At 62.5% G+C, this 20,669-nt stretch carries 22 protein-coding genes; 8 read left to right on the top strand and 14 right to left on the bottom strand.

All coding sequences use genetic code 11. The annotated features are described in order from the left end of the window. Positions 1-8: 8 nt before the first annotated feature. The 3 genes from parE to VR71_RS20060 form a co-directional block, all read right to left on the bottom strand. On the bottom strand, positions 9-1,964 hold the full coding sequence (gene parE / locus VR71_RS20070; protein WP_045686296.1) for a DNA topoisomerase IV subunit B: 1,956 nt from the start codon (positions 1,962-1,964) through the stop codon (positions 9-11). Positions 1,965-2,046: 82 nt separating this feature from the next. Continuing rightward, positions 2,047-2,985, bottom strand: a complete 939-nt coding sequence (locus tag VR71_RS20065; RefSeq protein ID WP_045686295.1) for a glucokinase — start codon at positions 2,983-2,985, stop codon at positions 2,047-2,049. Continuing rightward, entirely contained in the window at positions 2,978-3,751 is a 774-nt protein-coding gene (locus VR71_RS20060) for an HpcH/HpaI aldolase/citrate lyase family protein (protein WP_045686294.1), read from the bottom strand. The genes VR71_RS20065 and VR71_RS20060 overlap by 8 nt, the downstream gene beginning before the upstream one ends. A 109-nt stretch (positions 3,752-3,860) precedes the next feature. Between VR71_RS20060 and VR71_RS20055 the strand changes: the two genes are divergently transcribed. After that, the gene (locus tag VR71_RS20055; RefSeq protein WP_045686293.1) at positions 3,861-4,760 is read left to right on the top strand and encodes a DMT family transporter; all 900 of its coding nucleotides are present in this window, start codon (positions 3,861-3,863) and stop codon (positions 4,758-4,760) included. Between the two features lie 15 nt (positions 4,761-4,775). Here VR71_RS20055 and VR71_RS20050 read toward each other — a convergent pair whose 3' ends face one another. After that, positions 4,776-5,585, bottom strand: coding sequence for a division plane positioning ATPase MipZ (locus VR71_RS20050; RefSeq protein WP_009816946.1), 810 nt, complete (start codon positions 5,583-5,585; stop codon positions 4,776-4,778). A 155-nt stretch (positions 5,586-5,740) separates the two neighbouring features. On the opposite strand from VR71_RS20050, the gene VR71_RS20045 reads away from it, so the two are divergent. Together VR71_RS20045 and VR71_RS20040 are read left to right on the top strand one after the other, a co-directional pair. Beyond that, on the top strand, positions 5,741-7,270 hold the full coding sequence (locus VR71_RS20045; protein ID WP_009816945.1) for an AAA family ATPase: 1,530 nt from the start codon (positions 5,741-5,743) through the stop codon (positions 7,268-7,270). Further along, positions 7,267-7,986 (top strand): SDR family oxidoreductase, encoded by a 720-nt coding sequence (locus VR71_RS20040; protein WP_009816944.1) that lies wholly within the window; start codon positions 7,267-7,269, stop codon positions 7,984-7,986. The genes VR71_RS20045 and VR71_RS20040 overlap by 4 nt, the downstream gene beginning before the upstream one ends. Positions 7,987-7,996: 10 nt before the next feature. Here VR71_RS20040 and VR71_RS20035 read toward each other — a convergent pair whose 3' ends face one another. From VR71_RS20035 to greA, 9 genes are all read right to left on the bottom strand, one after another. Continuing rightward, positions 7,997-8,773 carry a transglutaminase family protein gene (locus tag VR71_RS20035; protein WP_009816943.1) on the bottom strand — a complete coding sequence of 259 codons (777 nt, stop codon included), beginning with the start codon at positions 8,771-8,773 and terminating at the stop codon, positions 7,997-7,999. Positions 8,774-8,837: 64 nt separating this feature from the next. Then, positions 8,838-9,596, bottom strand: a complete 759-nt coding sequence (locus VR71_RS20030) for a TIGR02186 family protein (protein WP_045686292.1) — start codon at positions 9,594-9,596, stop codon at positions 8,838-8,840. Further along, entirely contained in the window at positions 9,596-10,510 is a 915-nt protein-coding gene (locus tag VR71_RS20025; RefSeq protein ID WP_009816941.1) for a sulfite exporter TauE/SafE family protein, read from the bottom strand. The genes VR71_RS20030 and VR71_RS20025 overlap by 1 nt, the downstream gene beginning before the upstream one ends. 107 nt (positions 10,511-10,617) lie before the next feature. Beyond that, the gene (locus VR71_RS20020; RefSeq protein WP_045686291.1) at positions 10,618-11,034 is read right to left on the bottom strand and encodes a GNAT family N-acetyltransferase; all 417 of its coding nucleotides are present in this window, start codon (positions 11,032-11,034) and stop codon (positions 10,618-10,620) included. Next, positions 11,024-11,602 carry a tRNA (adenosine(37)-N6)-threonylcarbamoyltransferase complex dimerization subunit type 1 TsaB gene (gene tsaB / locus VR71_RS20015; RefSeq protein ID WP_045686290.1) on the bottom strand — a complete coding sequence of 193 codons (579 nt, stop codon included), beginning with the start codon at positions 11,600-11,602 and terminating at the stop codon, positions 11,024-11,026. Before tsaB ends, VR71_RS20020 begins: the two co-directional genes overlap by 11 nt. Then, a complete protein-coding gene (locus VR71_RS20010; RefSeq protein ID WP_045686289.1) occupies positions 11,592-12,155 on the bottom strand; it encodes a NifU family protein in 564 nt (187 codons plus the stop codon). Before VR71_RS20010 ends, tsaB begins: the two co-directional genes overlap by 11 nt. Positions 12,156-12,296: 141 nt before the next feature. Next, positions 12,297-12,752, bottom strand: a complete 456-nt coding sequence (locus VR71_RS20005; protein WP_045686288.1) for a universal stress protein — start codon at positions 12,750-12,752, stop codon at positions 12,297-12,299. Between the two features lie 121 nt (positions 12,753-12,873). Then, complete coding sequence (locus tag VR71_RS20000) at positions 12,874-13,890, bottom strand: hypothetical protein (protein WP_045686287.1); 1,017 nt, start codon at positions 13,888-13,890, stop codon at positions 12,874-12,876. A 15-nt stretch (positions 13,891-13,905) separates the two neighbouring features. Then, a complete protein-coding gene (gene greA, locus VR71_RS19995) occupies positions 13,906-14,376 on the bottom strand; it encodes a transcription elongation factor GreA (protein ID WP_009816935.1) in 471 nt (156 codons plus the stop codon). Between the two features lie 277 nt (positions 14,377-14,653). Between greA and VR71_RS19990 the strand changes: the two genes are divergently transcribed. From VR71_RS19990 to VR71_RS19980, 3 genes are read left to right on the top strand one after another with little or no spacing between them, the layout of a single operon-like run. Next, positions 14,654-16,303 carry an electron transfer flavoprotein-ubiquinone oxidoreductase gene (locus VR71_RS19990; RefSeq protein WP_045686286.1) on the top strand — a complete coding sequence of 550 codons (1,650 nt, stop codon included), beginning with the start codon at positions 14,654-14,656 and terminating at the stop codon, positions 16,301-16,303. Positions 16,304-16,338: 35 nt separating this feature from the next. Then, a complete protein-coding gene (locus VR71_RS19985) occupies positions 16,339-18,126 on the top strand; it encodes a tetratricopeptide repeat protein (RefSeq protein WP_045686285.1) in 1,788 nt (595 codons plus the stop codon). Further along, positions 18,116-18,940, top strand: a complete 825-nt coding sequence (locus VR71_RS19980) for a 4-(cytidine 5'-diphospho)-2-C-methyl-D-erythritol kinase (protein ID WP_045686284.1) — start codon at positions 18,116-18,118, stop codon at positions 18,938-18,940. Before VR71_RS19985 ends, VR71_RS19980 begins: the two co-directional genes overlap by 11 nt. Here the strand turns inward: VR71_RS19980 and VR71_RS19975 are convergent. Further along, positions 18,933-19,934, bottom strand: a complete 1,002-nt coding sequence (locus tag VR71_RS19975) for a polyprenyl synthetase family protein (protein WP_045686283.1) — start codon at positions 19,932-19,934, stop codon at positions 18,933-18,935. The two genes, VR71_RS19980 and VR71_RS19975, sit on opposite strands and share 8 nt — an antisense overlap. A 56-nt stretch (positions 19,935-19,990) precedes the next feature. On the opposite strand from VR71_RS19975, the gene VR71_RS19970 reads away from it, so the two are divergent. Both VR71_RS19970 and VR71_RS19965 read left to right on the top strand, forming a co-directional pair. Further along, positions 19,991-20,206 (top strand): DUF2007 domain-containing protein, encoded by a 216-nt coding sequence (locus VR71_RS19970; protein ID WP_009816930.1) that lies wholly within the window; start codon positions 19,991-19,993, stop codon positions 20,204-20,206. After that, on the top strand, positions 20,184-20,669 hold a 486-nt coding region (locus VR71_RS19965; RefSeq protein WP_045686311.1), incomplete at its 3' end, for a methyltransferase. The genes VR71_RS19970 and VR71_RS19965, both read left to right, overlap by 23 nt.

Below are 20,669 nucleotides of genomic sequence, written 5' to 3'. Positions count from 1 at the left end.
GAATCACCTCAAACATCCAACTCCTCCACGAACCGCGCGTTCTCCGAGATATACTGGAACCGCAGTTCCGGCTTTTTGCCCATCAGGCGCTCGACCAGATCGCTGGTCTGGCCTGGTTCGTCCTCGTCGATGGTGACGCGGATGAGTTTGCGGGATTTGGGGTCCATCGTGGTCTCTTTGAGGTCCTTGGCGTCCATTTCACCCAGACCCTTGAAGCGGCTGACGTCGATCTTGCCTTTGCCGCCCAGCCCCTTGGCCAGCCAGACATCGCGCTCGGCCTCATCCAGACAGTAGACGCGTTTTGACCCTTGCGTCAGGCGATAGAGCGGCGGGCAGGCGAGGTACAAATGCCCCGCGTCAATCATCGGACGCATTTGCGTAAAGAAGAACGTCATCAACAGCGCCGCGATATGCGCCCCGTCGACATCAGCGTCGGTCATGATGATGATCTTGTCATAGCGCAGGTCGTCGAGATTGAATTTCGTCCCCAGCCCGACGCCCAGCGCCTGTGTCAAATCGTTGATCTCCTGATTGCTGCCCAGCTTGGACGAGGCGGCGCCCAGCACGTTGAGAATCTTGCCGCGCAGCGGCAAGAGCGCCTGAATCTTGCGGTCGCGGCCCATTTTGGCGGAACCGCCCGCGGAATCACCTTCGACAATAAACAATTCCGTGCCCTCTCGGGTGCTGGAGGAGCAATCCACCAGCTTGCCGGGCAGGCGCAGTTTCTTGGTCGCGGTCTTGCGTTGCGTCTCTTTCTCTTGCCGCCGCCGCAGCCGTTCCTCGGCGCGCAACACCAGAAAATCAAGGATCGCCCCCGCCGATTTGGTATCCGCCGCCAGCCAGTTGTCGAAATGGTCACGCACCGCGCCCTCGACCATGCGCGCGGCATCGGTGGTGGCAAGACGGTCCTTGGTCTGGCCGACAAACTCCGGCTCTCGGATAAAACACGACACCAGCGCGCACCCGCCCGCCAGCAGGTCCTCGCGGGTGATCTGCGCGGCCTTGCGGTTGTTGGAGAGCTCGCCATACGCCTTGATCCCCTTGAGGATCGCCGCCCAGAACCCGGCCTCATGCGTGCCGCCCTCGGGCGTGGGCACGGTATTGCAATAGGATTGGATAAAACCGTCGCGCGCAGGCGTCCAGTTGATCGCCCATTCCACCTTGCCCGGCACGTTGTATTTCTCGCGGAAATCCACGGTCCCGGCAAAGGGACGCTCGGCATAGGTGGTGGCACCATTCAGGGTCTCGCCCAGATAATCCGCAAGGCCGCCGGGGAATTTGAACGTGGCCTCTGTGGGTGTCTCGCCATCGGTGATCTCGGTCTTCCAGCGGATCTCGACGCCGGAAAAGAGATAGGCTTTGGAGCGCGACATCTTGAACAGCCGCGCTGGTTTGAGCGTGAGAGAACCAAAGATCTCGGGGTCCGGATGAAAGGTGACAGAGGTGCCGCGCCGGTTGGGAGCGGCCCCAATCTTGACCAAGGGCGCTTGCGGCATGCCCCGTGAGAACTCCATCATGTAAAGCTCGCGGTTGCGCGCCACCTCGACCCGCAGATGATCCGAGAGCGCGTTGACAACCGACGAGCCAACGCCGTGCAGACCGCCCGAGGTCTGATAACTGTCACCCGAAAACTTGCCGCCTGCGTTCAGCGTGCAAAAGATGATTTCGAGCGCGGATTTCTTTAGGTCCTTGGGGTGCGGATCAACCGGAATGCCGCGCCCATTGTCGCGCACGCTGACATGGCCGTTGGCATGCAGCTCCACCTCGATCCATGTCGCATGGCCCGCGACCGCCTCATCCATCGAGTTGTCGATGATCTCAGCCACCATGTGATGCAGAGCGCGATCATCCTTGCCGCCGATATACATGCCGGGGCGCAGGCGGACATGCTCCATATCCTCGAGCACCTGAATGGACGAGGCATCGTAGTCGGATTTCGGGGTGGGCGAGAGAAGATCGTTCATGCCACTGCTCTTTTTTTGTTGGTTGGGGGGCATTATGGCAGAGCCGGGACCGCTGTGGAAGTGGGCCATTGGCGAAGATGCGTTAGGGATGGCGTTGCCGCAGATACCGGGCGCAGCCTAGCAAGGCGGCATTGTCGTCGGTAACGAGGCTGAGGGAGATATCCCGCATGATATGGCTGTAGGGTCCTTTGGCGGTAAAGGTCTGGGCAAAGCCCATCGGTACAAGGTAGGGAGCCACCGCCCGTGCGGTGCCACCGATCAGGTATATCCCGCCCATCGGCAGGTGATTGAGCGCCAGATTGCCAAGCACGGTGCCCAATAGCCGCACAAATGCCGTGAGGCTGGCGCAGGCCTCGGCATCGCCTGCCAGATGCGCCGCGATAATCTGGGCCGGGGTCAGGGTGTCACCGCTCAGGTGGCCATGCAGCCGCACAAGCCCCGGCCCCGATAGCAGCGCCTCCAGCGGGCGGTGAGCATCCTTGCCCGCAAGGTCTGCGATCAGGGTGCCGATGGGGCCGTCAGAGTGCGGCAGGCTGCTATGACCAGCCTCGGCGGGGGGCACGAACAGACCTTGTGGCGTGCGATGCACCACGGCGATATTGCTGCCGGTGCCAAGGCCCATGACCATGCGCGCGGCCTCTGGTGGCGGCGTGGTCCCGTCGATCAGCGGCGTGATATCGGTAGGATCGAGATCATCCAAGGCATAGCCCTGCGCCGCCAGATCGTTGATCAGGTGGATATCGCGCGCGCCGGTGACGCGTGCCAGATCGGCGCTGTCGATGAACCAGTCGAGATTGGTCAGTTGCGCGGTGTCGCCCCGCACCGGCCCTGCAACCCCGGCACAAAGCGCGGTGGGCGGGGTCGGGTGACGGTTGAGGTAGTGATCAAGAATATCGGCCAGCCCCGAGAAATCGGCATTGCGAAAGCTGTGCGTGCTGCCCCGGTCAAGCTGTCCGCCGCGCGCCAGCCCGACCCGCGTAGAGGTGCCGCCCACATCGACCAAAAGCCAGAGATCAGCCATCAACGCGCCAACGCGCCACGGTGGCGCGCGCCGCCTGTGCCAGCATCACCACGTCGATGCCCACCGCCAGAAACTGTGCGCCCCAGTTCGCGTAATGTTGCGCCGTGTCGTGATCGAGCGCGAGGATGCCCGCCGCTTTGGGCGAGGTGGCGATGCGCTTCAATGCACCCTGGATCACCTCTTGCACCTCGGGCGCGTGGCTATTGCCGACAAAGCCCATATCAACCGCCAGATCAGAGGGGCCGATAAAGACACCGTCCACTCCCTCGACCGCGAGAATATCCCCGAGCGCGTCTATGCCCGCCATGCTCTCGACCTGCACGATCAGGCAGATCTGGGCATTGGCGGTGGGGATGTAATCGGTGATGCGCGCGAAGTCAGAGGCGCGCGCCAAGGCCGCGCCGGAGCCCCGGATACCCTCGGGGGGATAGCGCGTGGCGCGCACGAGATCGCGCGCCTGATCGGCGCTCTCGACCATGGGGATGATCAGGCTTTGCGCGCCTGCATCCAGAACCTGTTTAATCGCCCAAGCCTCGCCCATGGGCAGCCGCACCACCGGCAGGCTCGCACGTCCCACCAGCATCGCCAATTGCGCCGAGATCGAGCGCAGATCATTGGGCGCATGTTCCCCGTCGATCACAAGCCAGTCAAACCCGGCGCTGGCCAAGACCTCGGTCGCATAGGGATCGGCAAACCCAGCCCAGCATCCAATCAGGCGCTCGCCGCGCATTAGGGCGGATTTGAAACGGTTTTCGGGGGCGGGCATGGGGTGGCACTCCTTTGGCTGACCGGCGCAGCATAGACCGCGCCCGCGCGCTTTGGCGAGAGCCAAGACGGGGTTTACTTTGCCCCGCAATCCCCCCAGAGATTGCCCGATGAATACGCATCTCAAAGGCCTGATCATCACCGCGCTCGGCGTGCTCTTCGTCGTGCCGGATTCGCTTTTCGTGCGGCTGATCGACGGGGACGCGGCGAGCATTGCATTCTGGCGCGGGATCACGGCTGGGTCTGTGATCCTGGCGGGGGTTCTGGCCACGCAGGGGCTACGCGGCATCAGGCAGGTGGTGCAAACCGGCAAGCCGGGTCTGCTCTATACCTTTCTGATTGCTATCACAGCACCGGGTTTCGTCTTTGCTGTCAGCCTGACCAGTGTGGCGAATGTGGTATTTATCCTTGCCTCCATGCCGGTCTTTGCCGCGATTTTCAGCCGCATTTTTCTGGGCGAGGCGATCAGCCAACGCATGATCCTGACCATGCTGGGCGTGTTTGCAGGGCTGGGCGTGATTGCTTGGGGATCAGGCGAAACACATGGTGCGCATTGGAGCGGCGATTTGATCGCGCTTGGGGTCTCGGCCAGTTTTGCGGGCGCGATGACCACGGCCCGGCAACTCAGGGCCGTGTCGATGATCCCGGCTATTCCGCTGGCCTTTTTGGGGGCGTCATTGGCAATCTGGCCAGTGGCGCAGCCCGTGGTGGTCTGGCAGGGCAACTGGCCACTCATCCTGGCGCATGGCGCGTTTATCAGCGTCTCGACCTGTCTTTTGACACTTGGACCGCGCTACATCGCCTCGGCTGAGGTGGCACTTTTGATCCTGCTCGAATCCGTATTGGCCCCGCTGCTCGTTTGGGCCGTGGTGGGCGAGGATCCCGGAGTTTGGGCGATCATCGGTGGAGCGGTTGTGATCGGGGCGTTGTTTGCCTCAAACCTCTGGGCGTTGTCGCGCAACAAGCGGTTGCGCAACCGCCCGCATCCGCGCACGGGACCACCCGTCTGACTGGTCTGCGGAGATTCAGAAATTTGCCGTAACCCCCGGCAGCTTGAGCGCCTTGATCAGATCGCGCAGCTCCTGACGCGCGGCGATATTCGAGATATTGAGCCCCTTGACCCCGATATCCTTGAGGTCAAGCAGCGTCAGACCGCGCGGGAACAATTCCCGAAAGATCACCCGTTCGTTGAACCCTGGCGCCACACGAAAACCGATCCGCTTCGCGAGGTTGTCGACGGCATCGCCCATCTTCTTCTTGTTGACCATCTGCTGTGCGCCCAGACGGTTGCGGACTACAACCCAGTCAATCGCGCGCAGACCGGCCTGCGCCCGCAACTGTCGGGCGCTCCAGACCATTTCGGAATAGACCGAGGGGCCAAGGATTTTCTTGCCGTCGCTGTCAATATGCGCCAGCAAGTCGAAGTCGATGAAACTGTCGTTGAGGGGCGTGATCAGCGTATCGGCAAGACTATGCGCCACCTGACTCAGACGGGTATGAGAGCCAGGACAATCAATCACGATGAAGTCGCTGTCCGCCTCAAGCTCTGCCACCGCAGCCGACAGCCGTCGGTCATAGACATTCTCGCCCGGTTTGAGCTGATCCGCAGCCACTTCGGGCAGTTCGTGATAGCGCGGGCTCGGCAGATCGAGGCCGGATTTCTCCATGAATTTCGCACGGTTTTCGGCATAGCGGCCAAAGGTTCGCTGCCTCAGATCGAGGTCAAGCGCACTGGTCTTGTGGCCCATGCGTGCGAGGGCAGTCGCCACATGCATCGACACGGTAGATTTGCCCGCGCCGCCCTTTTCGTTGCCGACGACGATGATATGCGCCATTGTCTATTTCCCCTTGGTCGCGAGATGCGCGTCTCCGGCGCCCCCGGTCTTTTTGCCTGACAGTAACCGCCTGCGCTGCAATAGGGAAGTGCGCCCCGACTGGTCAAGCGCCTTTGGCTCTGGCACCTGCCCTGAGGGAACGCTAGGGTCGCGCCATGACGCAAACCGCACTGACATATTCGCCGGATCAGGCCGAGGCGCATGACCGCATTGCCGAGGCTCTGCGCACGGTCGGGGTCGATCTCGACTCTGGGGTATTGACCCCGCCGCGCGAGGGCAAAAGAGCTGTGCTGGCCGTCACCGGCAAGGCAGGGTCCGGCAAGACGCTGCTTTTGGCCGCGCTCTATCACGCGTTGGAAGAGGCAGGCGTCGACATCGTCTCGGGCGATTACGAGAGCCGCAAGCGCCGCGATAAACGCACCTTGGCCATCCTCGCCCCCACCAACAAGGCCGCGAGCGTGCTGCGCATGCGCGGCGTGCCCGCCACCACCATCCACCGCATTCTCTACACCCCCGTCTATCACCCGGAATATGAGAAAATCGCCGAATGGCTGGCAGGCCAAGGCGAGCGGCCCGAGATCGAAGGGCTGACCGATCTGGCGCTCGACCGTGCCTTTGCCTTTTACCAGAGCAACAAATCCATCCCCGGTGCCTTGGCCGCTGCGGGCCTGCGAGGGTCTGATTTCATCACCGGCTGGAAGCGGCGGGAAGAGCCGCTCGATATCGGGTTTGTAGATGAGGCGAGCATGCTGGACAGCCAGCAATTCGAAGACCTGCAAGAGATTTTCCCGACCCTGCTGCTCTTTGGCGATCCGGCGCAGTTGCCGCCCGTCAAATCCACCGGCGGTATGGTGTTTGAAACCCTGCCCGCGCCTGCGCGGCTGGAACTGAGCCGCATTCATCGACAGGACGCGGACAATCCCATTCTTGATCTGGCCCACGCCCTCGCTGATCCTGCACTGGAATTTCACCATTTCGAGCGGATGATTGAGGATGCCGCGCGACGTGACGACCGTGTGAGATGGGCCGAGCGGGTCGAGGTTGATCTGATGGCGCGCTCGCCCGTCCTTGTCTGGCGCAATGCCACGCGCATTCGTCTGATCAATGCCTTTCGCGCCGTGCATGGCGCGCCTGAAACCGCGCTTTTAGCGGGCGAGCCGCTGATCTGTGACGGGATCGAACTGCCGCTCAAGCACCGCAAGAAGCGGCTTGATCTCGAGGCGCGCGGCCTGATCAAGGGCGCGCAGGTGGTCTATCTCGGGCCGGGGCGCAAGCCGGGGTTTTCGCGCCTGCATGTAATCGGGGCCGAAGATCCGCAAATCTCTGCCGCCTCGATCGTCAAGATCGAGAAACCGGATGAGGAAGAGCCGTTCATCCCCTTTGCCGCGACTATGGGGGCCACCTTCCTGCACGGGGCTGCCGTGACCATTCACAAGGCGCAAGGCAGCCAATGGCCCGATGTGCAGGTCTTTGCCCCAGACATCTACGCCGCGGCCCGCATGGGACGGTCTGAGGCGGGGCAACCGCTCTGGAAACGGTTGGCCTATGTGGCGATCACCCGCGCCGAAGAGCGGTTGCACTGGATTGTGCGCAACCGCCTGTCCAAACCCACCGCACCACTGACCGTAGAGGATTTGCGCGGCGGGGCCGCGCCTCTGCAACTCGAACAGGAGGAAGAGACATGAAAACCGTTCTGATCACCGGGGCAAGCGCCGGTATTGGGGCCGCCTGCGCGCGGAGCTTTCTAGAGGCCGGCTGGCATGTGGGGCTGATGGCGCGGCGGGCTGAGGCGTTGGAGCGCGTGGCCAAGGGACATGCCAACGCCGTGATCCTGCCCGGCGATGTGACCGACCCCGGCGATGTGGTGCAGGTGTTCGAGGATTTCATTGCCCGCGCCGGACGGCTGGATGTGCTCTTCAACAACGCCGGCAGCTTTGGCCGCGCCGCGATGATCGACGAGCTGAGCTATGAGGAATGGCGGCAGGTCGTGGATGTGAACCTGCACGGCATGTTCCTCTGTGCGCGCGCGGCCTTTGCCCAGATGCGCAATCAATCCCCGATGGGGGGGCGGATCATCAACAACGGCTCGATCAGTGCCCATGCGCCGCGTCCCGGTTCGGTGGCCTATACCACCACCAAACATGCGATCACCGGCCTGACCAAGACGCTCAGCCTTGATGGACGCCCCTATGACATCGCGTGCAGCCAGATCGACATCGGCAACGCCCGTACCGAATTGCTTGAGGGGATCATCGCCGCCAATCCCGACGCGCCGCCGCCCACGATGGACGTGGATCATGTGGGCGCATCAGTGCTGCACATGGCAGATCTGCCGCTAGAGGCGAATGTGCAGTTCATGACACTGATGGCGACAAAGATGCCGTATATCGGGCGCGGCTGAAGGCCGGGGATCACACCCGCCGCACATCGACCGTTTGCCAGAGTGGACGCGCCCAGTCTTCGGTTTCCATGAAGGCCACATCGCTTGCGTCCCGGCCAGAGCCGATCACCACCATGTCGGCGGCGCTGCTCATGCCGGTGGCATCGACAAGATGCCACGCCCCCTCCAGCCAGACTTCGGCCACCGCGTGAAAATCCGGCGGGTCCACATCAGCACCGTAAACCGAGGTGTAGCGCGCCGGGATATTGCCCGCGCGGGCCAGACTGCACACAAGATGGGCATAGTCCCGGCATACCCCCTTGCGGGCGATGAAACTATCCACTGCCGAGGTTGTGGCACCGGATGAGCCAGACACATAGCTGATCTCGGACCGGGCCCAGTCCACAATCGCCGCAATCCGCGCGCCACCCTCAAGACCGCGAAACTGTTGGGCCGCGAATTCGGTCAGGAGATCCGACTGGCAAAACCGCGAGGGGCGAAGGTAGCTAACCACTTCGCCGGGCAGGTCGCGCATCGGCGTGGCTGCGAGCCCCTCTAGCCCCGAGCCGATGCGCGTCACCTCGACCAATGCGCGATACCGCAGCTTCATCCTGTCGCTGGTCACATGCGCCCAGACCCGCCGCCCCGGCATCCCCTCGACGTTGATCCAGCGCAGATCGGCGCCCTCGACATCGAGTGTGCTTTCGACCACGATCTGCCCATCGGTCTGGGCCGCCTCCAACGTCAAAAGCACGGTGTCATGCCCCGTCAGCTGATAGTCCATGGTCACGTCGATGTTCAGGCGCATTGGCTCTCTATCTTGATCATAGGGTTAGGGGTCACGGCGTAAGGTGCGCGGCCCGATACGGGTTTTAGCCGCGCCGCATCGCTTGAAAGGCTGCAGATGCACCCCAGCCTGCTGCGATGGCAATGGCCAGCGACATCAGGCCATAGACCAGCGGCTGCTGCCGGGACAAGGTATAAAGCCAGCGTTCCAGCCCCACCTTCTGCACGTCGATCACGGTCTCGAAGTGTGACACGACCCGCCCCTCTCGGGTCAGGAATATGCGCGTGAGATACTCCCCTTCGGTCAGGTTGGCCGGGAGTTGGATCGCACCGCGAAAGAGCGTTTCCTGATCCAGCACCACAGCGCCTTCGCGCATGGCATAGGCCCCTTGATCACGGCGAATGCGGATCAGGGCATCGGTAAAGCGTTCGGCATCCTCGGCCATGCTGGCCGCCCCGACAGAGCGGATCGCACGCGGGATTGACACTCGGTGTCGCAGATCCTCGGTATCCGACATCACCTTATCGAGCGGCCCGGTTGTGGCCACAGCATAGAAACTCGGGGCGGCGTCAAGCACGACCATATCGGTATTCACCCAGATGCCAAACCGGCGGTCCTTGCGCCGCACGGTAACCGGCTCTGACGGTCCTGCGACGGTGATGACCACGTCCATCGGCACATCGGGAATTGGGGCCTCGCGCTTGACAGCACCAAAAATCAGGATCTCGGACCCTTCAAAGGTGGCAGTGATGGCCACCTTGGCCTTGCTGAGGCCAAGAACCACCTCTTCGGCGCGCAGCGGCATTGCGGCCAGACCAAGCAAGAGCGCCAGACGCCAGAGCATCACGGTGCCCCGTCCGTACCGAGAGAATATAGCTCCGATGGCATGACCAAAAGATCGAACGCCAGCTTGCCACAAACCGCCAGAACCATGATCGCCAAGAGGATGCGCAACTGCTCGGCTTTCATCCGGGTGCCGATGGATGTCCCGAACTGTGCGCCGATCACGCCCCCCACCAGCAAGAGCACGGCCAATGCGATATCCACCGTGTAATTGGTTGTCGCATGCAAGAGCGTGGTGAAGGCAGTCACAAAGATGATCTGAAAGAGCGAGGTGCCCACCACGACCTTGGTCGGCATGCCCAGCAAATAGATCATCGCGGGCACCATGATAAAGCCGCCGCCAACACCCATGATCGCCGCCAGAATACCCACGCTGGTCCCAACCAAGAGCGGCGGGATCACTGAGATATAGAGACCGCTGGTGCGGAACCGCATCTTGAACGGCAGGCGATGCACCCACCCATGTTTCTTGCGTTTGGGGACCACGCCGCGCCGAGTGTTGCGAATGGAGCGCAGGCTCTCGATGAACATCATCCCACCGATAACGCCAAGAAAAACCACGTAGCAGAGCGTGACCAGCAGATCGACTTGGCCGAGCGACTTGAGGTAATTAAAGACAAAAACCCCCATTGCCGCACCGATCAGACCGCCAATCAACAGGACCGTACCCATTTCAAGGTCAACGGTCTTGCGCCTGAAATGCGCCAGGACTGCGGAAAAGGAGGCGGCCATGATCTGATTGGCCCCAGTCGCCACCGCGACCGCCGGTGGAATGCCGATAAAGAACAACAGCGGCGTCAGGATAAAGCCACCGCCAACACCGAACATCCCCGAGAGGACTCCCACAAGTCCACCCAGCCCCAACAGGAGAAAGGCGTTGACCGACACCTCGGCTATGGGGAGGTAAATCTGCATGGCAATTCCTAGCGCCATGTCCCTGCGGTTTGCAAGGGTGGGGGCGCGCTCTGGCACGCAGGTCTGATGATTTTCTCAGATCTGGACCTATCCGGCGGCCTTTGCTGTCAGTCCAGCGCCTTGGTCAGGATCAGGGCGTCAATCTTGGTGCCGTTGGCGCGTGTGTAATAGCCAGCCCGGCGCGCGGCCTCTGCGAACCCCGCCCCAAGGTAGAGGGGCAGCGCCGCCGCATTGTCCTCTGCCACCTCAAGAAAGGCCACCCCAGCGCTCCGTGTTCGGGCCGCATCCTCGAACGCAGCAAGACATTGGCGTGCAAGCCCTAGGCGGCGATACGCGGGGTCGGTGGCCAGAGTCAGGACTTCGGCCTCGTCGGCAATCACTCGACCCAAGAGAAAGGCCCGCGCATCACCCACTGTAAATACAAAGCTGCTTTCCAGAAGCCCGGCAAACTCCGGCGCGGTCCAAGCACGACCAGAGCCCGCAAAGGCGCGGGCGTGACAGGTCGCCAGCGTCTCAGGCGTCATCCAGAATCACCGGCGGCAGATCGCGCGCGGGCGCGGCATCTGCGGGGCGCACATAGAGCGGTGCGGGCGGTGGGCTGTCCTCGGGCGCAAGAGAGGCCAGCCGCGCGATGAGGGTGGCCAAATCTGCCGGTTTGGGGGGCAGGAGGGGGCTGGCGACCCTGCGCATCTCGGTCAGTTCCGGTGTGGTGTCCCGACGTTGCACATAGGCCATGTCGCGCGGGGCGGGCACGCAGGGTGTGCCGTCGCGCGCCTGCGACCGGATAGCCTCAAGCGTGCTGATGCCAATCGTGGGAATATCAAGGCTGAGGGCTAAACCCCTTGCTGCAGCTACAGAAATCCGGATGCCGGTAAAGTTTCCGGGGCCGATGCCGACACCGATCCGGGTCAGATCGCGCCATGTCACGCCGGACGCATCCAGGATCTCTTGCAAGAGTGGCATGAGCCGTTCGGCCTGCCCGCGCCCCATCTCTTCGCTGTGTGACACCACCACCCGGTCGCCCCGCAACAAAGCGGCCGCGCAATGCGCGGCCGATGTGTCAAATCCCAGCGTCAGTGGCTCAGAGGCCAACAGGGCGTACCTCTGTCACCTCGGGGATGTAATGGCGCAGAAGGTTCTCAATCCCCATCTTGAGGGTGATGGTCGAGGACGGGCAGCCCGCACAAGCCCCCTGCATATGCAGATAGACCACGCCGCGATCAAACCCGTGAAAGGTGATGTCGCCGCCATCCTGCGCCACGGCGGGACGGACGCGGGTGTCCAGCAACTCTTTGATCTGGTTGACAATTTCCGAATCTTCGCCGCTGTGTTCGGCATGACCAGAGGCCCCGCCACCCTCGCCCAGCATGACCGGCTGACCGGATTGGTAATGCTCCATGATCGCACCCAGAATGGCGGGTTTGATATGGTCCCACTCGGTCGCCTCACCCTTGGTGACGGTCACGAAATCATTGCCAAAGAACACACCTGATACGCCCGGCACGCGGAAAATCCGTTCGGCCAGCGGTGATTTCTCTGCCCCCTCGGCGCTTGGGAAATCCGCGGTGCCAGCCTCGAGTACGGTCTGACCCGGCAGGAATTTCAGCGTCGCGGGATTGGGGGTGGATTCGGTCTGAATGAACATGGCAGCGCCCTCTCGTGGTTGGTCCAGATATGCGCTCCGAACCGGGCTCTGTCAAGGTTTAGAACCATTCTAAGGTGCTGCGGATGCCGCCCGACAGCGTGCGGTCGTACGTTTGTGCGGTCAAACCGTACGGTTTGCCGCTCAGGTGATCGCCTCCAGCCGTTCCTTGCTCAGATCGCCGGGTACGATGGTGATCGGAATGGGCAGGGTGCCTGCCGTCTTGGTCAATTGCGTGACCAGCGGGCCGGGGCCCTTCTTGCCGGTGGCGGCCCCCAGAACCAGCACGCCGATGGCCGGGTCGTCCTGCACCTGTGCGATGATCTCGACCGCAGGATCGCCTTCGCGGATCACCAGTTCCGGGTCGATCCCCTGCTTGTCGCGCATCCATTTGGCGAAGACCTCGAAATGCGCCTCGATCCGCTCGCGCTGTTCTTCGCGCATGAGATCGCCCACGCCGATCCAATGGTTGAATTCCTCGGGCGGGATCACCGCGAGGATTTCCACCCCGGCCCCGGTATGGGCGGCACGCATCGCGGCAAAGCGCATGGCGTTGAGACATTCGCGGCTGTCGTCCAGCACGACGAGAAACTTGCGCATGGGTCCAATCTCCTCAGGCGCGCATCATGCCGTGGAATTCTGGCGGGGGCAATCGGAGAGTCGGGGGCGCTGCTCGCGGACCCCCGAGGGGCTTTGGGTCAGATAGAACCCGGACCGGGAGTCAGTCAAAGGTGCCGGCAACACGTCCCAAGAGCATGAAAGCGCGGGCGGTACGGGTTTCGGACAGTTCCGAAATTTCCGCATCGCTGGCGGTTTCCGCGAATTGGGTGAACATCCGGTCAAAGCGGCGCAGAAAGTGATGTGCTGCGTCACGAAAGATCGTGTCCTGTTTCATCCGCGCCGCCGTCAGCGCCAGCGATGAGCGGTCCCGGATACCGCCCAAGGCGGCAATGGTGCGGCCACGCTCGCCGCCGGCAAAGCGGCGCCAGAGCTCGGGGCGGGCCATGTCAGGGCGCAGGTCGTCCATATAGATGCCGTCATGCGACATCAGGGTCAGGATATCCTGCGAGGCGCGGATCAACTGGGCGGTGGGCCGATCCTTGAGCGCGCGGCGCAGCGCGGCAAAACCTACCTTGTCCTCGGGGTTGTCGGGGAAGTTCAGCGCGCGGATGAAATCGGAGCGCTCCAGAGGGGCCTGCATATCCTCGGCGGAGGTGCCAAGCGGCAGCGACACCTGATCGCCGGGATCGACGGGTGACGGCGCCGGGGCCAGCACCGGGCGTGGCTCTGGCAGGCCGACGCGAATCGACGAGAATGTTGCCAAGGCCGTTTCAGTCTTGCGTTGGGCCGCGGCGATTTCATCGAGTTTCTGACTGACCGTCTTGTCGACGGTCTGGCCCAGAGCCTGGCTCTGGGTGACATAGGCGTTGCGGATCGCGTCGATGGCAGCGCGCAAACGGCGACTTTCCTCGCGCATCACGCGGCTGGTGCGGGCGGCGGTTGCCCCGACCCAGATCATCGCGACCGGCATGAAGACCGCAATCAGCACGATCACGAAGTGCAGCGCGCTGCCCCCTGCCTCGCCGCTCGGAGCGAGTACGAGAAAGAAGATCGCGGTGCCGATCAGCCAGAGCGCAGAGAGCGCGACGGCAATCAATTCGATCGACGTCACGCCATCGGTGTCAGATTTCGTGTCGAACCCCTTGGCGGGGCCGGAGTCGCTGCGGGGTGGGCGCATGTGCTGGCTGCCTGATCAAATATAGGCGACCTTTATCACCTCATAGGCGCGATCACCACCGGGCGTGCGCACTTCGACGCTATCGCCCTCTTCTTTGCCGATCAGCGCCCGTGCAATCGGCGATTTTATGTTCAGGAGACCTTTTTCGATGCTGGCCTCATGCTCGCCGACGATCTGATAGGTGCGTTCCTCGTCGGTATCTTCGTCCACCAAGGTAACAGTCGCACCAAACTTGATCGCGCCCGACAGCTTGGCCGGGTCGATGACCTCGGCAAGGCTGAGAATACCTTCGAGTTCCTTGATCCGGCCTTCGATAAAAGACTGCTTTTCCTTGGCCGAATGATATTCGGCATTCTCGCTCAGGTCGCCATGTTCGCGCGCCTCGGCGATGGCCCGGATGATCGCGGGCCGCTCAACCGATTTGAGCTGTTTCAGCTCGACCTCAAGCGCGGCATGGCCGCCCGCCGTCATCGGGATCTTTTCCATATCAACCGTCCATTGTCAGAAGCGGGGCCGCTGGATAGCAGGCCCCGTCAGGTCACGCATCGAATTTCGACGCAGCTTGCCCGAAGCGCGCGCCCGATTGCAAGAGCGGATCACGCGAGGCGACGGATTCCACGCGACAAGCGTGACAAATTGCCGTTTTCCATCTGGTATTACGTCGTGTTTCAATTGACGCTTGGCGCATGCGCAGGCTAGTCACACTCGCAACTTTGTTGCGCGGCAGGGTATGGTTGCAGCGCCCCGGAAAAGGATGAGGACGATGACCGAGATAACACGCGAAACGATGGACTATGACGTGGTGATCGTGGGCGCAGGCCCGGCCGGTCTGTCGGCGGCGATCCGCCTCAAGCAACTTGATCCCGATTGCGCGGTTGTGGTGCTGGAGAAGGGGTCCGAGGTGGGCGCGCATATCCTGTCGGGCGCGGTGCTCGATCCTTGCGGCCTGACTGCGCTGATCCCGGATTGGAAAGAGCGCGGCGCGCCGCTGAATACGCCGGTGAAAGAGGATAATTTTTACATGCTGGGCGAGGCGGGTAAGATCCGCGTGCCGAATCTCCCGATGCCGCCGCTGATGAACAACCACGGCAATTACATCGTCAGCATGGGCAATGTGTGTCGCTGGATGGCGGAGCAGGCCGAGGAGCTGGGCGTCGAGATTTTCCCCGGCATGTCCTGTTCTGCGATGGTTTACGGCGAGACTGGTGAGGTCAAAGGCGTCGTCGCCGGTGAGTTTGGCAAGAACGAGGATGGCACGCCCGGCCCGAACTATGAGCCGGGGATGGAGCTGCATGGCAAATACGTGTTCCTGTCCGAGGGCGTGCGCGGCAGCCTCGCCAAAGAGGTGATCGCCAAATACGATCTGTCCAAGGGTCATGAGCCGCAGAAATTCGGGCTTGGCATGAAAGAGATCTGGGAGGTCGATCCCGCCAAGCATCGCGAGGGCACGGTCACGCATACGATGGGCTGGCCGCTGGGCAGCAACGCGGGCGGCGGATCGTTCATCTATCACCTTGAGAACAATCAGGTTTACGTGGGCTTTGTGGTGCATTTGAACTACAAGAACCCGTATCTCTATCCCTATATGGAATTCCAGCGGTTCAAGCATCACCCGATGGTGGCCGAGCTGCTGACGGGCGGCAAGCGCGTGGCTTACGGCGCGCGCGCCATTTCCGAGGGAGGGTATCAGTCGATGCCCAAGATGGTGGCGCCGGGCGTGGCGCTCTTGGGCTGTTCGGTGGGCATGGTCAACGTGCCGCGCATCAAGGGCAATCACAACGCCATGCTCTCGGGCAAGGCAGCCGCCGAGGCGGCACATGCGGCGCTGGCCGCAGGGCGTGCGAGTGATGAGTTGAACGATTACGAGACCGAAGTGCGCAGCGGTGCGATTGGCAAGGATCTCAAGAAGGTCCGCAATGTCAAACCGCTCTGGTCGAAATATGGTCTGCTGACCTCACTTGGTCTGGGTGGGTTCGACATGTGGACCAATACCGCCGGGTTCAGCCTGCTCGGCACCCTGCGTCATGGCAAGAGCGATGCCGCCGCCACTGAACCGGCGGCCAAGCACAAGCCGATCGACTATCCCAAGCCAGACGGCAAGCTGAGTTTTGACCGGCTGACCAATGTCAGTTTCTCGATGACCAATCACGAGGAAAGCCAACCTGCGCATCTGCAGTTGAAGGATGCATCGGTGCCGATTGGCGTGAACCTGCCGAAATATGACGAGCCCGCGCAGCGCTATTGCCCGGCGGGCGTCTATGAGGTGGTGCGCGAAGACGGCAAGGACCCGCGTTTCGTCATCAACTTTCAGAACTGCGTGCATTGCAAGACCTGCGACATCAAAGACCCCAGCCAGAATATCAACTGGGTGACGCCGCAGGGTGGCGACGGGCCGAACTATCCGAACATGTAACCATCCCCTGAGATCAAGGGGGCGGCGCGGCTAAAATGCTGCGCCGCATTGCCTTGGGGGGGCGGGCATATTACCTTTGGGTGAAATCAGACCATAAAAGGCAGGACAGCGTGACCTATCGAACCCTTCCGGCGCTTGCACTCACCGCCCTCTTGCAGGTCATGCCCCTGCCTGCGGTGGCCGAAGAGGCACCGGGTTCCTATCTCGCGGCGCAACAGGCGCGCGCCACGGGCGATTTTGCCGCTGCGGCGCAGTATTACGCACAGGCCTTGACCCGTGACCCGTCAAACCCGGCGCTGATGGAAAATGCCACTGTCGCCTATCTGGCACTGGGCAAGCTGGACCCAGCGGCCGCGATTGCGCGCAAGATCGAGTCGGATGGGCTGCGCAGTCAGGTGAGCCAGATGGCCCTGGTGGCGCAGGAAACGCGTGACGGGCAATGGGACGCCCTGTTGACACGGATCGAGGAAGATCGCGGCGTCGGTGATCTGGCGGATGGGATGATCGCGGCTTGGGCCGATCTGGGCAAGGGCGACATGACCTCGGCGCTGGCAAGGTTCGATGCGGTGGCCGAAGAACGCGGGCTGCGCAGCTTTGCGATTTACCACAAAGCGTTGGCGCTGGCCTCGGTCGGGGATTTTGAGGGCGCAGACAAGGTCTTTAGCGGCGAAGATGACGCTCCGATCCAGCGAACCCGGCGCGGTGTCATCGGTTGGGCGCAAGTTCTGAGCCAATTGGGCGAGCAGACGCGTGCGATCAGCATCATCGACGACACGTTCGGTAGCGACCTTGATCACGAGATCAGTGCCCTGCGCGCCAGTCTGGAAGCGGGCGAAAGCGTGCCCTTCAATCTGGTGAACAGCGCGTCGGACGGGATTTCAGAGGTGTTCTTCTCGCTCGGGCGCGCGCTGATGCAAGAGGCCAATGACGAGTATATCCTGATCTATGCCCGCGTGGCCGAGATGATCAAACCGGCGCATGTGGACGCCATCCTGATGGCCGCCGAACTGCTCGAGGGTCTGGAGCGCTATGATCTGGCGATTGAGGCGTTCAAGCAGGTGCCGCGCGATCACCCGTCCTATCATCTGGCGGAACTCGGGCGCAGCGATGTCTTGCGCCGCGCGGGCAAACCGGATGCCGCCATCGAGGTACTGGAGCAACTGGCGACAATCTATCCCGACCTGCCGGAGGTGCATGTTGCGGTCGGTGATCTCTATAGGGCCCAAGAGGATTTCGCAGCCGCCGTGCCCGCCTATGACCGGGCGCTTGACCTCTACAGCGCGCGGGGCAGCGATCAGTGGTTCGTGCACTATGCCCGCGCCATCAGCCACGAGCGTTTGGACAACTGGCCCGAGGCCGAGGCCGATTTCCGTCGCGCGCTGGAGCTCAACCCGGATCATCCGCAGGTGCTGAACTATCTCGGGTATACGATGGTTGAAAAGCACATCAATCTGGACGAGGCGCTGAACATGATCGAGCGCGCAGTCGCCGCACAGCCCGAGAGCGGTTACATCGTCGACAGTCTGGGATGGGTGCTCTATCGCCTCGGGCGCTATGAAGAGGCCATCGGGCATATGGAGCGCGCCGCCGAATTGATGCCAACCGACCCCGTGGTCAATGACCATCTGGGCGATGTGCTCTGGGCCGTTGGGCGTCAGGTCGAGGCGCGGTTCCAGTGGAAACGCGCACTGTCCCTGAACGAGAGCGAGCCCTCGCCCGATCTGGAGCCGGAGCGCGTGCGCCGCAAACTCGAGTTGGGCTTGGATCAGGTGCTGAAGGACGAGGGCGCGGAGCCTCTCAAACTTGTCAAAGATGGCAACTGACGGGTTCGCCCCCGCCAAGGTCAATCTGACACTGCATGTCACCGGGCGCCGGGCGGATGGGTATCATCTGCTCGATTCGCTGGTGGTCTTTGCCGATGTGGGTGACCGCCTGAGTCTGCGACCGGCCCCCGAATCCCGGCTGAGCGTGACCGGGCCAATGGCCGGGGGCGTGCCGCTCGGCCCTGACAATCTGGTGCTGCGGGCGGCAGCGGTGATGGGGATCGCCGCCGACATCACGCTGGACAAGCATCTGCCCGCGGCGGCGGGACTTGGCGGCGGGTCAAGCGATGCGGCGGCCTGTCTGCGAGCGCTGTCAGAGATGAGTGGACTGGCGCTCCCGAACGATGTCTTGGCCCTTGGGGCCGATGTGCCGGTTTGCCTGCTGGCGCGCGCCGCGCGAATGCGCGGGATTGGCGAGGATGTGACGCCGGTGATGGGCCTGCCGATGCTCGAGGCTGTGCTGGTCAATCCCGGCGTGCCGGTCTCGACGCCCGCAGTCTTTGGCAGGCTGGCGCGGCGGGACAATCCGGCGATGCCCGCAGTATTGCCGACATGGCCCGATGCTAGGGCGCTGATTGCGTGGCTGGGCGCGCAGCGCAATGACCTGCAAGGCGCGGCGCTTGCCGAAGAACCTGTAGTGGCCGATGTGCTGCACGCGATTTCCGCGACGCAGCACTGTGCCTTGGCACGGATGTCGGGATCAGGGGCCACCTGTTTCGGGCTCTATCCCGATGCCGCCACCGCCACGCGCGCCGCGCAAGCGCTGAGCGCGGCACACCAAGGGTGGTGGGTGCAGGCCACGCGGCTTAGCTGATCCGCGCCACCACATAGCCTGCGAGATTGTCGAGCATACGCTGCACCGGATGATCCGGCAGTACGGCAATCGCCGCGCGCGCACGGGCGGCCCAATCCAGCGCCTCGACGCGGGTCTGCTCCAGTGCACCATGCGCCTGCATGAGCGTCAGGGCATGCTCCAGATCGCCGTCGCGCTGATCGCCCTTTTCGATGGTACGTTTCCAAAAGGCGCGTTCTTCGTCAGTCGCTGCCGCCACCGCTTTGATCACCGGCAGGGTCAGTTTGCGTTCGCGGAAATCGTCACCGACATTCTTGCCGGTGGATTTGACGTCACCCTGATAATCAAGCAGATCATCGACGATCTGAAACGCGATGCCCAGCGCATCGCCATATTCAAAGAGCGCCTTGACGTGATCCTCGGGCGCGCCTGCAATGACGCCGCCCACCTCGGTCGCGGCAGAGAAGAGCGCTGCGGTCTTGCCGCGCACGACTTGCAGATAGATGTCTTCGGTTGTGGCCAGATCCTGCGCCGCGCTGAGTTGCAGCACTTCGCCCTCGGCAATCGTGGCCGAGGCGTTGGACAGGATATCGAGCACCCGAAGCGATCCCGGCTCGACCATCAATTGAAAGGCGCGGGCAAAGAGGTAATCGCCCACCAGCACGCTGGATTTGTTGTCCCAGAGCAGGTTGGCGGTGGGGCGACCCCGCCGCTGTGCGCTCTCGTCCACCACGTCATCATGCAAGAGCGTGGCGGTGTGGATGAATTCCACCGTCGCGGCCAGATGCACATCAAACGGACCGTCATAGCCACAGAGATCCGCTGTCGCCAGAACCAGCATCGGGCGCAGGCGCTTGCCGCCCGCCTCGACCAGATGCGCGGTCACTTGCGGGATGCGCGGTGCATGGCGGGACGCCATCCGCTCGCGGATCAACACATTTACCGCCTCCATCTTGGTCGCCAGATGGGCGGCCAATTGTTCATGCGGCTTGGTGGCGATTTCGTCCAATCCCATACTTCCCCCGTCAACACGGCTCGACATAGTGCGCGTCATGCTCTTATCTATGGCCTATGAAACAGCTTTTACGTACCAACGATATCGCGTCCATCGCCTTTGCTCAGGCGCTTCTTCAAGGCGAGGGTATAGACTGCTTTGAAATGGACGTAAACATGAGCATCCTGGAAGGATCAATCGGCATTTTCCCGCGCCGTCTGATGGTTGCGACGGCTGATTACGAAGAGGCGCGCACCACGCTCATCGACAATGGTTTCTCGCTTGAGGACTGAGCCCTTTGCCGAGGAAGAGCTGAGTCACGATGCCTTTTTGGGCGGGCGTTTACGGATTGCACAGCCTAAAACAGGCTATCGCGCCGGCGTCGATCCGGTGCTCTTGGCGGCCAGCGTTCCGGCGCGTGCGGGTCAAACCCTGCTGGATCTGGGCTGCGGGTCGGGGATTGCGGCGCTCTGTGTTGCGGCGCGGGTGCCGGGGGTCTCGCTGGCGGGGCTGGAGATTCAGCCCGCCTATGCAGTGCTGGCACGCCGGAATAGCGCAACCAATGGTCTGGCGCTCGATGTGACGGAGGGCGACATTGCGGATCTGCCCGCCGAACTGCGCGCGCGGCAATTCGATCATGTGATCGTCAATCCACCCTATTTTGACCGCGACCACAGCACCGCCGCCGAGGATTCGGGCCGCGAGCGGGCGATGGGCGAGGCGCTGCCGCTGACGGATTGGGTGCGCGCGGCCGCG

Origin of the sequence: Roseovarius sp. BRH_c41, from assembly GCF_000961715.1 — a bacterium.
GTDB lineage: Bacteria > Pseudomonadota > Alphaproteobacteria > Rhodobacterales > Rhodobacteraceae > Roseovarius.
This window is presented reverse-complemented; position numbering and strand designations above follow the sequence as displayed.